Genomic DNA, 14075 nt, shown 5'->3' on the forward strand with positions numbered 1-14075 from the left:
CACATAACAGTCAGCCGACCGGAGGAACATGCCCACCGACGATACACCGGACTCGACAGGCCGAAACCGGGCGCGTATCGCCCTTGTTGGGGGTTGCGTGCTGACGGTCGTCCTCGCCGCCCTGCTCGCCCCCGGGCTCGCCACAGGAGAGATTGCAGGCACGCCCATCGACAGCGTCCTCCCCGGCGAGCCGTTCAAGGGCAGCGGTGCCGGCGACGGCGGCGGCTTCGGCGCGCTCAATCCCGGCGATGAGACTGGTGTCGGCGGCGAGACCGGGTTCGACACGGACACCTTCGCCTCAAACGACACCGACGTTCACTTCGAGGTCGAGAGTCCCGAGCCAGCGTACTGGCGGACGGGTTCCTACGCCACCTACACCGGGAGCGGCTGGGAGCAGGCCGCCGACGCGACGGAGTACGACCCACCACTATCGCCTCAGGGGTTGACCGACGGCCTCGTCGATTTCGAGGTGACGCTCGCACAGCCGGCAACGGCGATTCCGACGGTCTGGCAGCCCCAGCGCGTCTCTGGCGTCGACGGGCTCGAAGTCACAGAGGGCGGAGCCATCCGTGCCACTGAGGCAATCGACGCCGGCACGACCATCTCCGGCGTGAGTCGCTCACAGGTGGACGACGTTGGTGTTCTCCGTGCCGCCGGCACGGAGTATCCCGCCGAGCTAGCCGAACAGTACACACAGCTACCCGAGGAGACCCCACTGCGGGTGCAGACCTTTACCGAGGAGCTGACCGACAGCGACGAAACGGCGTACGACGCGGCGACGACGATACAACAGTGGCTCCGAACAGAGAAGGAGTACTCCCTCCAAGCCGACGAGCAGAGCGACAGCATCGCCGATACGTTCATCTTCGAGATGGACGCCGGCTACTGCGAGTACTTCGCGACGGCGATGACGACGATGTTGCGCTCACAGGATATCCCCGCGCGGTACGTGGTCGGCTACTCGACCGGGCAGCCGGTCGGGGAGAACAGCTACGAGGTCCGTGGGATGAACGCCCACGCCTGGGTCGAGGTCTACTTCCCCGACGTCGGCTGGGTGAAGTTCGACCCGACGCCAGGTGGGAGTCGCCTCGACGCACAGTCTGACACCCTCGAATCGGAACTCGACGAGAACGTCGACCTCGAAGAGCCGGGCAGCCCCGGCGAGACCTTCGAGCCGGGCAACGTGAACCAGGAGTCCGACTCCGAATCCGATGACGAGGACGACGAGAGCGACGGAGCGTTCGACATCTCGCTGAACCGGACGGCAGTCCCCGGACTGCCCGTCGAGGTGACGGTGACCAGCGACGAGGACCCCGTCGCGGACTTGGCCGTCAGCATCAATGGCGAACGAATCGGCACGACCGACGACGACGGGACCCTCGGATTCGTCGTTCCCGACGTCGACGAGTTGCGAATCAGCGTCGAGCCGCTCATGATTGTCGAACCGGGCGACGGCGGAAACCTGACTAGCTTCTCTACCACACCATCTGGGGATAGCCGGCTGTTCAGTGCCGATGCCGGCGGTTTGACCGCAACACAGAACACAACAATCGGGGACGGCAACGAGACTCGCTCAGTACAGGTCGCGACGAACACGACAGTCAATGTCGAGCGAGACGCGACCCTCAGCGTCGCAGGCGACATCCGCCCCGGCCAGAACGTCACGGTCAGCGTCACGGTCGGCGGTGTCGCGATTCCCGACGCAACCGTCGCGGTCGACGGCGAGTCGGTCGGCACGACCGACGCAAGCGGGCGCACGACCCTCTCACTTCCAGCCGAGCCAGGGAACGCGACGCTGACCGCCGAACGTGGCCCCGTCTCGGGAGCGACGACGGTCACTATCCCTGGCCTCGATATCGCTGTCTCGACGGGATCAGTTCCGCTGCCGTTCGGGCCCGCGACGGCGACGGTCACTGCCGGCGACGACCCCGTCGCAGGCGCACCGATTGTCGTCGACGGCGAACAGGTCGCAACGACCGGAGCCGACGGCACCGCCAAAGTGCGACTCCCGCTCTCGCCGTCGGCGACCGTCTCGGTCAGCAGAGACGGGCTGACCGACAGCGAGACTGTCGACGGACTCCTCCGAAACGCCGCGCTCGTCGGCGGCGGCCTCGGGATAGGGCTAGTCGTCCCCGGAGTCGTCCTCTATCGCCAGAATCTCTCGGTCCGTGGTCTCCTTGGGACCGTTACAGGAGCCGCCAGGCGAGGTGTCACGAAGATACCGCTTGCCTTACTTTGGGTTGTCCGACACGGCACCGACGTGGTCGCCGCTGCACTCGCTCGACTCGAAGCGACGGCCCGGTACCTCTTCGATGCGGTGCGCGGTCGGGTGTCTGTCGGCGAACTCACCGGGGCGTTCTCGGCCTGGCTGCGTACGACGCTCGACCGCACCGGAGCCGCCGGCTCGTCGACCGACACCGCTGTCGATGTCACCGGGGACATCCAGCGGGCGTGGGCGGAGTTTCTCACCCGTCTGAGCGTCGATGACCCCGGCGCACACACGCCCCGCGAGCTGGCCGCTCACGCTGTCGAGGTAGACGGACACTCACCCGAGGCAGTCCAGGCGCTGTTGACGGCGTTCCGGGCCGTCGAGTACGGCTCGCGTCCCCCGAAAAGCTATCTCGACAGCGCCGAGGATGCACTTGCCCGACTCGACGGGCCGAGCCCAGAGGAAGTCTCGGCCGACGGCGGCCAGAAGACCACGCAGTCGGATGGGACACACACAGGCCAGTCACCTGGCGACGGAGGGGCCGAATAGATGCGACCGCGGCGTGTGCTCTTTGGAACCGTCGGAACGGTTGCAACGGCTGTCGGAACCGGACTGCTGTTCACGCCGGAGTTGCTGTCGGATGTTGGCCCACTCTCGACGGCCGTGAGCGTGGTCTCGGGTGTCGAAACAACACGGGTCGCACTTGTTTCGGGTGCGCTCGTATTCACGGCCCTGGCAGTCACCGCGCGGTCCCCGTCCGCCAGCGAGTCACAGTCGACCCTCGACGCGCGGTTCGACCGGGTCACAGAGTCCCCGCCGGAGGAGGCGAGGGTCAGCCCGGACGCGCTCACCGGCGGGACACTCGACGGTGACGCCCGGCAGGCAGTCGAGGAAGGCGGGACTGCGTTCCGTGACGTGCGTGTCTACCTCTACGAGGTCACGGTGAGTACCTACGCCGAGCGGATGGCGGTCTCGGAGTCACAGGCACGGGAAGCAGTCGACCGGGGAGAGTGGACAGACGACCCCGTGGCCGCCTACGTGCTCGGAGAGAGACAGCCCCCGCTTCCGGCGCGAGTCCGTCGCTGGCTCGTCCCGGCACGGGAGCGCGAACGTCGCATCCAGCGGACTGTCGACGCCATCGAAGAGGTGGCGTACCGATGAGCCACAGCCAAGTTTCGCGATGGACAGTCGGCCTTCTGGGGACGCTTGCGCTCGTAGCAGTCGGGCTGGCCTACGCCAACGGGACCCTGCTCGCCGCGGCGCTGATTCCGCTCGCGTACGTGATCTACGGCGCTATCTCGACCCTTCCCGACGACCGGTCGTTGGGAGTCGAGCGCCACGTTGAATCGGCGATGCCGGCTCCTGGCAGCCCGGTCAAGGTGACCCTCACAGTCGAGAACGAGGGCGACCGTGTACTCCCAGACGTGCGTATCATCGATGGCGTCCCAGACGAACTCGTCGTGACAGAGGGGACACCGCGGCTGTGTGCCTCGCTCTCGCCCGGCGAGTCCCAGACCTGCAGCTACACCGTCGTCGCCAGAGAGGGGACCTACAGCTTCGACAGACCGGTCGCCCGTCTGCGCTCGCTGGCCGGAAGCATCCGAGAGACGGTAGAACTCGACGCCGCCGGCGACGACGGACTTGTCGCCGTCTCGCCGCTTACCTCGGGACCGGCCCAGACACAGACGGCCCTTCATACGGGGCAGATAACCGCCGACACCGGCGGGAGCGGCCTCGAGTTTCACTCGACCCGACAGTACCGCCAGGGCGACCCGGTCAACCGCATCGACTGGCACCACGTCGCCAAGACGGGCGAGTTCATCACCGTCCAGTACCGCGAACAGAAGACCAGCCGGACGGTGCTCGTGGTCGACGCGCGGCCGGTCAATCGCATCACGCCGGCCGCGGGGTATCCGACCGCAGTTGCCCGGTCACGCTACGCCGCCGAGCGGCTCTACGAGACGCTGACCGAGGCGGGTGTCGAGGTGCGTGTCGCTGTTGTCGGACTCGAAGAGGCAACCGAGGATGTCGAGCCCGGCCCCTCAGGTATCGTCTGGGCCGGCCCGGGGACACAGACCGAACCGGAGATGGCGTTTGCCGCCGCCACACGCGCCGAGACACGGCCGGAGAAAGGCGTGCCCGAGCCGCCGCGTGCCGGCCCGGAGGCACCGCTATCGTGGGCAGACCGCACGCCAGAGACGGCAATCAGGACCGACGGGGGCGAGACGATGGACCTGCTTGCCGAGATTCCGGCGGATGCCCGCGTCGTGGTGTGTTCGCCGCTCGTCGACAACTGGCCGGTCGGTTTCTGTCAACGCCTGGGCGGCAACCGCGAACTCGTCGTCGTCAGCCCGGACCCCATCGGAACGCGGGGGGTTGGCCAGCGGCTCACGAACGTCGCCCGCCACCTCCGACTGGGGGAACTCGAACGCGCACAAGCGTCGACAGTCGACTGGTCGCCAGAACAGCCCTTCGAAACCGCACTTCGGGAGGCACTTCCAGACCTGGTGACACACCGATGAGCACACCCGGCGACACCCGTGACCGGCAGCCGACGCCGCTCAGTACTGCGGTCGCAGTCGCCCTCACGGCACTGACCGTCCTGGCGTTGCTGTGGGAACTCGACGACATCGTCCGGCCAGTCGCTCTCGGCCTCGTCGGCGCGGTCCTGTTCGGCCTGAGCTGCTGGCTGCTCGCCCGAGATCACCTCGACGCTGTCGTGCGCCCGCTCGTTGGCCTGCTCACGCTCCCGGTCGCAATGGGCCTGTTCGGGAGCGCGGCGCTCGCGGCGCTATTACTCGCGTCGCGGCTGTTTCCGGTCTCCGAGGTTGCGCTGTTCTCGACGACGGCACTGCGTATCGCCGGCAACGTCGGCGTAGTCCTCGGGACTGTACTGGCGGCGCTGGGTATCACGCTCGGAGCGCGGATGACCGTCACGCCGCCCGTGCTCAGACGATACGGCCAGACGACGTTTCTGGTGGCGCTTGTCCCCGGCCTCTACTGTGTCGCAGTCGTCGCACAGACGCTTCTTGCGCAGGAAGGTGCCGACGCGCTCGGGGGCGACATCGTCGGATTGTTCTGGGCGTGGGTGACTGCTGTCGGAACGCCGGTGTTCCCCCTCGCAGGCGTTTTCTTTACTACTGCGCTGGCCGTGACCAGTACTCTGGCGGCTGTCGTGGTTCTTCCGGTTGCCGAACTCGACGGGAGCCCGGCCGCAGGCAGGCGTGAGAGTCGTCTGGTGTCGTGGCTGAGTCGAATCGCGGCCGTCGTCATCGTCCTCCATCTCGGGGCACTGGGGCTCGAAGTCGCCCTCTCGGAGGAGGAACTTGCGTCACTCCTCACCCCCGGCCTCTACGACGGACTCGCGGGCGTCGCAGTGAGTCAGTTGCTTCGGCAAATGTTGCTCGCGGTCACGGCCGTCACGCTCAGTGCGGTCGTGCTCGCACAGGTCGCCCGCTCGCTCGCCGGCCGTGCTGACGGGGCATCCGGGAGGAGCCTCGGCCCGCTCGCCGGGGGTGTTGTCGTCACGCTGTTGGCCATCACCGTCGCCGAGACCGTCTACGAAACGGTACTGGGGCTCGTCTTCGACTCCCTCCCAGAAGCAACCCAGAGCAACGTCGAGCAGATGACGACAGAGGCCGCCGCCGTCTACGGCGAGGAGTTGTTCGTGGTCCTGCTCGCGTTCGTTCTCGTGACCGCGACGCTATGTTTCGTCGTCCTCCTCCGCGTGGCGCTCACCTTCGATTACCTTCCTGACGCCGCCCCGGGGTTTGCCCTCGCCAGCGTCGGCCTGTTTTTCGCTGTCATCGCCGCGGGGACAGTCGGTGCAAGCATGCCCGTCGTCTTCGGCGGCGTCGTCTGTAGCCTGCTGGTCTGGGACGCCGGAGAGTTCGGGGCGACGCTTGGCAGAGAAGTCGGGACACGGGCCTCGACACGCGAGACAGAAGTGTTTCACACCGGCGCGGCCCTCGGTGTCGGGCTGTGTGGTGCGGCCGCCGCCTGGGCGCTCTCCGCCCAGGCTGAGACCCTCTTTTCGGTCGCTTCGGCGACGAGTGCCGCCGCGCTCGTCGCGCTGGCGGTCGGACTCGGCTCGTTCGTGATTGCGCTCCGGTGATTCACCGACCGGGCTGGACCGCAGGCACCTCGATCTGCCGGAGGATGTCATCGAGGACGGCCCCGCGGGTAGTCTCTCGCACGTCTGCCTCGGCGGTCAACACGAGGCGATGGGTGAAGACCGGCCCGACCATCCGTTTCACGTCCTCGGGGACGACGAAATCGCGGCCGCCAAGCGTCGCCCGTGCCCGCGAGGCCTCGAACAGGCGCTGGGTGCCACGGGGCGAGACGCCGACATCGACGCGGTCGTCTCTGCGTGTTCGGCGCGCGAGTTCGACCATGTAATCGCGCAGCCGCGGGTCGACAGAGACGGATTCGGGGACCCGCTGGAGGGCGGGAATCTGCTTGCCGTCGACGACCTGGGTGACAGAGGGGGTCTGGGCGGTGCGTTCGGCCCGCCGGTCGAGGATACGCCGTTCGCCCTCGGCGGCAGGGTAGCCGACAGACGTCTTGATCATGAAGCGGTCGCGCTGGGCCTCCGGGAGGCCGAAGGTTCCCTCCTGCTCGACGGGATTCTGGGTGGCGATGACAAAGAAGGGTTCGGGCAGGTCGTGGGTCTGGCCGTCGACGGTTACCTGCCGTTCGCCCATCGCTTCGAGCAACGCGGCCTGGGTCTTTGGCGGCGCACGGTTTATCTCGTCGGCGAGGACGACGTTTGCGAAAATCGGCCCCGGGGAAAACTCGAACTCGCCGGTCCCCTCGCGGTAGATGTTCGAGCCCGTGATATCCGCCGGCAGGAGGTCCGGCGTGAACTGAATCCGTTGGAAGGAGAGACCGAGCGCCCGTGCGAAGCTCCGGGCGGTCAGCGTTTTACCGGTGCCGGGCACGTCTTCGAGCAGGACGTGCCCGCGCGCGAGGATACCGGCCATCGTCGTTTCGAGAAACGCCCGGTCTGCGATGACCGCCTCGCCGATTGCGTCGAGAATCCGGCCCGACAGCGTGCCTGCCGTCTCGTGGTCCATGTGCGAACGTGGAGGGTGACGGTCAAAAATCTTCTACTCGTTTCGATTCCCGCTTGAGCGGTGACCCTTATCACGGACGGGGCCCACTGCTGAAGTATGTCAGCAGGGAGCACGCGGTTCGGTGTCGGCGACCAGACGGCAATCGTCACCGGCGCATCCAGCGGTATCGGCGAGGCAATCGCGACGGCGTTCGCCCGCGACGGCGCGAACGTCGTGGTCTGCTCGCGCGAACAGGGAAACGTCGACCCCGTCGCCGACGAAATCAACGACGGTGACCGCCCTGGACACGCACTCGCCGTCGAGTGCGACGTGACCGACCCGGCGGCCGTCGAGGCGCTCATCGAAGCGACCGTCGCGGAGTTCGGCGGCGTCGACTGCCTTGTCAACAACGCCGGCGCGAGCTTCATGGCCGGCTTCGACAACCTCAGCGAGAACGGCTGGAAGACCATCGTCGACATCAACCTCCACGGCACCTACCACTGCACGCAGGCGGCCGGCGACGCGCTCGCAGACGGCGGCGGGACCGTCCTCAACCTCGCGAGCGTCGCCGGCCAGCAGGGCGCACCCTATATGAGCCACTACGGCGCGGCAAAAGCCGGCGTGATCAACCTCACGAGCACGCTCGCATACGAGTGGGCGAGCGAGGGCGTCCGTGTGAACTGCATCGCCCCGGGGTTCGTGGCGACACCGGGCGTCGAGGCACAGATGGGCGTCACCGCCGAGGACGTCGACCGCGAGACTGTCGACCGACAGATGGGAACCAGCGAGGAGATAGCTGATATCGCCCGCTTTCTCGCCAGCCCAGCGTCGTCGTACATTGTTGGCGAGACGGTCACCGCTCGCGGCGTGCCGGACATCGCAGAGACCCCGGACTGATGGTGCCGATAGTGGCAACAACTCACGAGAATTGGCATCGGCCGCGGCCCCTTCTATTCGGCGTATCGGTCGGGTTGGCCGGTAGCTTTATCTGACTGCTTGGTATACAAGGGCATGAGATTTATGAACGAGAACCGCACGTCCAGTAACAGGAGTTGGGGCAGCAGACGCACGTTCTTGAAAGCAACAGGAACCGGAGCGCTGGCAACCACCGGACTTGCCGGCTGTATCGGCACCGACGACGGCGACGACGGCGACGACGGCGACGATAGCGACGATGGCACGGCCGACGGCGACGATAGCGACGGTGGCACGACCGACGGAGAATCCAGTCCCGACAGCGTCACCATCGGACAGCCGGCGTCGGTGACGGGCACGTGGGATTTCCTGCAGCCGGCCGCGTCGGCGGCGACGGACCTGGCAGTCCAGGAGATTAACGACGCGGACGGTCCCCTCGGTGCCGAGTTCGCGGTCGACCGTCAGGACACGGCAGTCGAAACACAACAGGCCCGCGAGACGGTCAGACAGTTCGTCGACAGCGGCGATGTCGTAGCCATCAACGGCCTGTTCTCCAGCGAAATCGAGCCGCTGTGGGACTTCCTGCAAGACCAGGAAGTCCCCATTGTGACTCCATGGCCGGGGTCGACGTTCCTCGATACGCGGGGTGGCGACAAAGGGACCGACGACATGAGCGACGACGAGTGGCTCTGGCGGACTGTCATCGGGGATACCGTCCACACGTCCGGTGCTGCCCGTGCGATGCTGGACGAGGCCGGCGTCGAGCGGATGGCGATTCTGAGTGCGACGAGCGCGGGCGAACAGGGATGGACCGAGCAGTTCACCGACTGGTACGAAGAACTCGGGGGCGAGATTGTCAACGTCATTACCGCACAGGAGGGGCAGGCATCGTACCAGAGCCAGCTCAACAAACTGTTCGAAAACGATTTTGACGCGTGGGCGCTCTCGTTTGCCCTCGAAGACGCCATCACCATCATCCAGAACTGGAGCGACGGCGGATACGGCGGACAGCTCCTGATGGAAGACGGCCTCCGGGACACCTCACTCATCGACGAGGTTGGCGAGGCGGCCGAGGGGGCCTGGATAGCGGCAGGCAGTACCCAGGGACCCAACTACGACCAGTTCCAGTCCAGCTATCAGGAGACAAGCGACGAGGACCTCCACACGTGGGCAGTCGCCGCCTACGACGCCACGAACGTCCTCGCGCTCGCAATCCATCACGCCGGTGAAACCTCACCTGAGGCAATCCAACAGAGTCTCGGCGATATTTCCCGTTCCGGCGGGACGACCGTCACGACCTTCGCCGAAGGGAAAGACGCACTCGATAACGGCGACGAAATCAACTACGAGGGTGCGGTCACCGACACCGACTTCACCCAGCACGGGAACGTCTGGGGTAACGTCGTCGTCGAACGAATCACACCAGACGGCTTCGAGACGGACTTTACCATCGAATCAGATACGCTTCAAGACGAGATTGACGAGTACTGACGAGTCGTCCAAGCTATGGAGATACCACTTGCACAAGAGATAATATTTGGTCTCGTTATCGGCTCGTATATCGCGCTCGGGGCGGTCGGATTCACGCTGGTATACGGGCTCGTGAACATGATAAATTTCGCCCACGGCGAGTTCATCACGATTGGCGCGTTCACTGGGTATCTCGCGGTTGTCGTCGCCGGCCTCCCGCTTCCCGTGGGTATTCTGGTCGCGCTGGTTGCCACCGCAGTCGTCGGCTGGGGAATCGCCCGCATCACCTTCGAGCCGATGAACGAGACGGGTGCGGTCCCGTTGCTCATGATGTCTATCGGACTCGGGTTCGTGTTGCGAAACGGGATGCGCGTCATCGCCGGTCCGAGCAGCCGGCGGGTCCGACTCGATGTCGCGACGTACCGCTTTGACGACTTGGGCTTTTTCGTCACCAGCCAGCAACTGCTCATCATCGGCCTCGCACTCGCAGCGGTCGTCGTCATGCATCTGTTTCTCAGCCGGACGATGCTCGGCATCGCGATGCGCGCGACGTCTGACAACGAGGACCTCGCGCTCGTCTCGGGCATCGACACCCGGCGGATACGAAACGCCGTCTGGCTCGCGGCCTCGGGCCTGGCGGGGGTCGCCGGCCTCATGCTCGCAGTCTCACAGGGGGCGAATCCGACGACCGGCTTCGGACAGCTGTTACTCATCATTACCGCGGCTATCCTCGGCGGCGCAGGTAGCCCGTACGGTGCGGTCGTGGGGGCGTATCTGCTCGGCATCGGCATCACGGTCTCCGTCGAGTTCCTCCCGTCCGGGCTGACCGAGCTGAACGCAACGATGGCGTTTGTCGTGCTCATCGTCGTCTTGCTGATTCGTCCCGGCGGTATCGTCAACACGGAGGTGAGAACGTCGTGACCGACCTGTCAGAGTACGTCGAAGAGCTACCTGTCGACGCGGTCCATGCGGGGCTGGCCGCGGTCGTGGTCGCGTTGCTGTTTCTGGCCAGTCCGCTGTTCGTACAGGCCCCGAGCGGTTCACTCGTCTTCTTCGAGGTCGGCGTGCTCTTCGTGCTGTACGCGATGGTGCTCGTTGGATTGAACCTCCAGTTCGGGCACGCGGGGCTGGTCAACTTCGGTCCGGTCGCCTTCTTCGCAGTCGGCGGATACACGGCCGCGATACTGACCGCTGAAGACCCCTTCCAGGGCGTGGGTCTCGGGCTCCCCTGGCCGGTCGGGCTTGCCGCCGGCGTAATCGCGGCGATGGCCCTTGGAGTATTGCTCGGCATCTCGACGCTCAGGCTCCGGGACGACTTTCTGGCAATCGTCACGCTGGCGGTCGCCGAGATCGTCCACGGCTCGATTATCACGTTCCGCGAGGTGACCGGCGGCACAAGCGGCCTCCAGAACGTTCCACAGCCGGTTGCCGCCACGACCGACGCGGGCGGAAGCGCCGAAATTGTCTCGACGATACTCGTGTTCGGGGCGTTCGCGCTGTTGTTTTATGGCGTCTTCCGTCGCCTGTCAGCATCACCGTACGGCCGGGTTCTCCGGGCGATCCGGGCAGACGAACAGGTGACTGAGACACTCGGCAAGCGCGTGTTCCGGTACAAGCTCGTCGTATTCGTCTACGGCGCGGCGCTGGCTGGGCTGGCCGGCGCGTTGCTGGTCTTCTACAACGGAGCCGCCTCGGACACTTTCTTTACCATCGACGTGACGGTAATCGTCTGGGTCGGGATGCTCATCGGCGGCGCGGGAAGCGACCGGGGTGTGCTCGGCGGGCTCGCAATCATCATGAGCTTCCAGCTCCTGACCCGGTTTTTCAACGACTCCATCCCATTCGTCACACAGGACCAGTTCGCCTCCATCCGGCTGATGCTCATCGGCCTCCTGTTGATGGTCATCATCAAGTATCGGCCCGAAGGGATCTGGGGGAACGCCGACAGGCTGGGGGTGGACTCGTGACGCTGCTCGATATCGACGACCTCAGGCGCTCGTTCGGAAATCTGGTCGCCGTCGATGGCACCACATTTGAGGTCGAGACAGGCGAAATCGTCGGACTCATCGGTCCCAACGGCGCAGGCAAGACGACGACATTCAACTGCATCTCCAGTGTTATCGACAGCGACGCCGGGACAGTCACCTTCGACGGCGAAGACGTGACGACGGTCCCGCCACACGGCCTCGCACGACGGGGGCTCGTGCGGACGTTCCAGCAAACCCGAGAGCTTCCGACGATGACAGTCGAGGAGAACATGCTCTTGCCCGCCCTCGACCACCCTGGAGAGCGGGCCTGGCACGCAGTCGGACAGACAGGAGCGAGCCGACAACGTGAGCAAGAAGCACGCGAGCGCGCGATGGAGTTGCTCGATACGTTCGACCTCGACACGATGGTCGACGAGTTCGCCGGAAATCTCTCGGGCGGACAGCGAAAGCTGCTCGAACTCGCGCGAGCGCTGATGCTCGACCCGAAGCTGTTGTTGCTGGACGAACCCTTCGCCGGCGTCAATCCGTCGCTGACGAACGAAATTGTCGAACACATCGAGGCGCTCAACGAGGACGGTCTCACGCTGCTCATTATCGAGCACGAACTGGAGACGCTGACCGAACTGGTCGACCGACTGGTGGTACTCGCCGACGGGCGTGTACTCGCAACCGGGACACCCGCCGAAATCATGGCAAATGAGGAGGTAATCGATGCGTATCTGGGAGGATAATACGACAAACCTAGCCCCGAGACGGCCGGGCCGAAGCGAACAGCCAGCTCGAACGGGCAGACGCCAATCCCGGTGGGGGGAGAAACGATGAGTCTGCTCGATGTGACCGACCTCGACGCTGGGTACGGCGACATGCAGGTGTTATACGGCATCGACCTCGACGTCGAGGACGGCGAGTACGTCGCACTGGTCGGTCCCAACGGCGCGGGAAAATCGACCGCGATGAAAAGTATTGTCGGCATCACGACCCGGATGGGTGGGAGCATCACGTTCGACAGGGACGACGTGACGGACGTGGACCCGACGGCAATCGTCGAGCGCGGCATCGGCTACGTCCCACAGACGGCGAACGTCTTCCCCTCGCTGACCGTCGAGGAGAACCTCGCGGTTGGGGGGTACCAACTCGGCGGGCTACCCGACGACCGCAAGGCCGCGGTCATCGAACAGTTCCCCGTGCTGGGCGAGCGCCTCGACCAGCGGGCCGGCAACCTCTCGGGTGGCCAACAGCAGATGCTCGCGATGGCGCGGGCGTTGATTCCCGAGCCACGGTTGCTGTTGCTCGATGAACCCTCTGCAGGCCTTGCACCGGACCTCGTCGAAGAGATGTTCGACCACATCGATGTCATCAACGAGCGCGGCGTCACAGTACTCATCGTCGAGCAGAACGCAAAGACCGCACTCCAGCGCTGTGACCGCGGCTACGTCCTCGCACAGGGCGAGAACCGATACGCCGACGACGGCGACGCGTTGCTCGACGACCCCGAGGTCCGCCAGCAGTTCCTGGGCGGATAACTGCTCACGGGGCCCGCTCGACGACGCCGAGTCGCCGCCCGAGTTGCTCGCTCTCGAAGAAGGCGACCCGCCCGTCGGGCCAGTTGTGTGTCTCGCCCAGCGGATGTGCCTCGCGTGCGGCGTCGAGGTCGTCGGTCGCCAGCAGACAGGCACACGGCCCAGGCGGGAACTGTTCGAGTCTGGCCGCGAGTCGTTCCGTCTCGGGACCGACCGCCGCAACGGGAACCCCCGGTACCGACGCGACTGTTCCAAATCCCTCAACTACGCTGGTCACTGGTTCGGGCCAACGGTAGCGCTCCCGGAGCGCCTCAACGACCGTCTCGGGGTCCTCGCCAAGCAGGACAATGACACCAATTCCAGTCAGCGGTCCACCGGCGACGCTGGGAGAGGGAGACACCCGATAGGAGAGCGGCGTCCGGTCCTCGATGGCGAACGGAAAGAGGAGCCGCCGGTCTCCGGTGCCAAACTCCGCGCGGTCCCACTCGACGAGACGCCCGTCCTCGCGCTCGCGAGAGCCGTACAGCGGTCCCGAGACGGTGACCCCGGTGTCGAGATACTGGTGACACTCCGCAACGATGTCCGGCACGCGCACACACCAGGCGGCCGGCCCCGCATCGGCGCGGATATGCTCCGGCCAGAAGCCGTGGTCACCTCGGTCGCGCTCCGCGATGAGTTCGACGTAGGAGCCGTCTTCGAAGCCGAGCACGGACATATGCGTACAGCCGTTGTCGTGGACGCCGCCGTACTCCGGTTCGAGACCCAGCCGCTCGAACTCCGCTGCGGTCGCCTCCAGGTCTGTACAGGCAAAGGGCAGGTGGTCGACTGTGATACCCATACAGACGGTACGACCCACGGCCACATGAATCGCCGCCGTGGCAGTAAGAGTGCTGTTAGTACTGGAGTACAAAACGTTTAA

12 protein-coding genes are annotated in these 14075 nt (G+C 65.6%); 10 read left to right on the forward strand and 2 right to left on the reverse strand.

Annotation, left to right across the window (positions count from 1 at the left end; genetic code table 11):
- Positions 1 to 28 precede the first annotated feature (28 nt).
- Genes OSC37_RS07505 through OSC37_RS07520 form a run of 4 tightly spaced genes read left to right on the forward strand, consistent with a single transcriptional unit; the run spans position 29 to position 6323 of the window.
- Positions 29 to 2758 carry a transglutaminase TgpA family protein gene (locus tag OSC37_RS07505; RefSeq protein ID WP_267163964.1) on the forward strand — a complete coding sequence of 910 codons (2730 nt, stop codon included), beginning with the start codon at positions 29 to 31 and terminating at the stop codon, positions 2756 to 2758.
- The gene (locus tag OSC37_RS07510; protein ID WP_267163965.1) at positions 2759 to 3370 is read left to right on the forward strand and encodes a DUF7269 family protein; all 612 of its coding nucleotides are present in this window, start codon (positions 2759 to 2761) and stop codon (positions 3368 to 3370) included.
- Positions 3367 to 4731: a DUF58 domain-containing protein gene (locus OSC37_RS07515; RefSeq protein WP_267163966.1), complete on the forward strand. Its 1365-nt coding sequence runs from the start codon at positions 3367 to 3369 to the stop codon at positions 4729 to 4731. Before OSC37_RS07510 ends, OSC37_RS07515 begins: the two co-directional genes overlap by 4 nt.
- Positions 4728 to 6323, forward strand: a complete 1596-nt coding sequence (locus tag OSC37_RS07520) for a DUF7519 family protein (protein ID WP_267163967.1) — start codon at positions 4728 to 4730, stop codon at positions 6321 to 6323. The genes OSC37_RS07515 and OSC37_RS07520 overlap by 4 nt, the downstream gene beginning before the upstream one ends.
- A gap of 1 nt (position 6324) precedes the next feature.
- On the opposite strand, the gene OSC37_RS07525 is transcribed toward OSC37_RS07520, so the two are convergent.
- Complete coding sequence (locus OSC37_RS07525; protein WP_267163968.1) at positions 6325 to 7284, reverse strand: AAA family ATPase; 960 nt, start codon at positions 7282 to 7284, stop codon at positions 6325 to 6327.
- 96 nt (positions 7285 to 7380) lie between these two features.
- Between OSC37_RS07525 and OSC37_RS07530 the strand changes: the two genes are divergently transcribed.
- The 6 genes from OSC37_RS07530 (at position 7381) to OSC37_RS07555 (ending at position 13159) form a co-directional block, all read left to right on the forward strand.
- Positions 7381 to 8160 carry an SDR family NAD(P)-dependent oxidoreductase gene (locus OSC37_RS07530; RefSeq protein ID WP_267163969.1) on the forward strand — a complete coding sequence of 260 codons (780 nt, stop codon included), beginning with the start codon at positions 7381 to 7383 and terminating at the stop codon, positions 8158 to 8160.
- 123 nt (positions 8161 to 8283) lie between these two features.
- Entirely contained in the window at positions 8284 to 9669 is a 1386-nt protein-coding gene (locus OSC37_RS07535; RefSeq protein WP_267163970.1) for an ABC transporter substrate-binding protein, read from the forward strand.
- Positions 9670 to 9684: 15 nt separating this feature from the next.
- A complete protein-coding gene (locus OSC37_RS07540; RefSeq protein ID WP_267163971.1) occupies positions 9685 to 10569 on the forward strand; it encodes a branched-chain amino acid ABC transporter permease in 885 nt (294 codons plus the stop codon).
- Positions 10566 to 11615, forward strand: coding sequence for a branched-chain amino acid ABC transporter permease (locus tag OSC37_RS07545; protein ID WP_267163972.1), 1050 nt, complete (start codon positions 10566 to 10568; stop codon positions 11613 to 11615). The genes OSC37_RS07540 and OSC37_RS07545 overlap by 4 nt, the downstream gene beginning before the upstream one ends.
- The gene (locus tag OSC37_RS07550) at positions 11612 to 12367 is read left to right on the forward strand and encodes an ABC transporter ATP-binding protein (protein ID WP_267163973.1); all 756 of its coding nucleotides are present in this window, start codon (positions 11612 to 11614) and stop codon (positions 12365 to 12367) included. Before OSC37_RS07545 ends, OSC37_RS07550 begins: the two co-directional genes overlap by 4 nt.
- Before the next feature lie 87 nt (positions 12368 to 12454).
- Positions 12455 to 13159, forward strand: a complete 705-nt coding sequence (locus OSC37_RS07555) for an ABC transporter ATP-binding protein (RefSeq protein ID WP_267163974.1) — start codon at positions 12455 to 12457, stop codon at positions 13157 to 13159.
- 4 nt (positions 13160 to 13163) lie between these two features.
- Here OSC37_RS07555 and OSC37_RS07560 read toward each other — a convergent pair whose 3' ends face one another.
- Positions 13164 to 13994 (reverse strand): VOC family protein, encoded by an 831-nt coding sequence (locus OSC37_RS07560; protein WP_267163975.1) that lies wholly within the window; start codon positions 13992 to 13994, stop codon positions 13164 to 13166.
- Positions 13995 to 14075: the final 81 nt, after the last annotated feature.

The organism is Halovenus salina (assembly GCF_026410925.1).
Lineage (GTDB): Archaea > Halobacteriota > Halobacteria > Halobacteriales > Haloarculaceae > Halovenus > Halovenus salina.

Bases quoted from the DNA above. Each gene is read 5' to 3' on its own strand.
- OSC37_RS07540 (WP_267163971.1), top strand. From the start codon at position 9,685: ATGGAGATACCACTTGCACAAGAGATAATATTTGGTCTCGTTATCGGC.
- OSC37_RS07505 (WP_267163964.1), top strand. From the start codon at position 29: ATGCCCACCGACGATACACCGGACTCGACAGGCCGAAACCGGGCGCGT.
- OSC37_RS07535 (WP_267163970.1), top strand. From the start codon at position 8,284: ATGAACGAGAACCGCACGTCCAGTAACAGGAGTTGGGGCAGCAGACGC.
- OSC37_RS07520 (WP_267163967.1), top strand. From the start codon at position 4,728: ATGAGCACACCCGGCGACACCCGTGACCGGCAGCCGACGCCGCTCAGT.
- OSC37_RS07510 (WP_267163965.1), top strand. From the start codon at position 2,759: ATGCGACCGCGGCGTGTGCTCTTTGGAACCGTCGGAACGGTTGCAACG.
- OSC37_RS07560 (WP_267163975.1), bottom strand. From the start codon at position 13,994: ATGGGTATCACAGTCGACCACCTGCCCTTTGCCTGTACAGACCTGGAG.
- OSC37_RS07530 (WP_267163969.1), top strand. From the start codon at position 7,381: ATGTCAGCAGGGAGCACGCGGTTCGGTGTCGGCGACCAGACGGCAATC.
- OSC37_RS07525 (WP_267163968.1), bottom strand. From the start codon at position 7,284: ATGGACCACGAGACGGCAGGCACGCTGTCGGGCCGGATTCTCGACGCA.
- OSC37_RS07555 (WP_267163974.1), top strand. From the start codon at position 12,455: ATGAGTCTGCTCGATGTGACCGACCTCGACGCTGGGTACGGCGACATG.
- OSC37_RS07515 (WP_267163966.1), top strand. From the start codon at position 3,367: ATGAGCCACAGCCAAGTTTCGCGATGGACAGTCGGCCTTCTGGGGACG.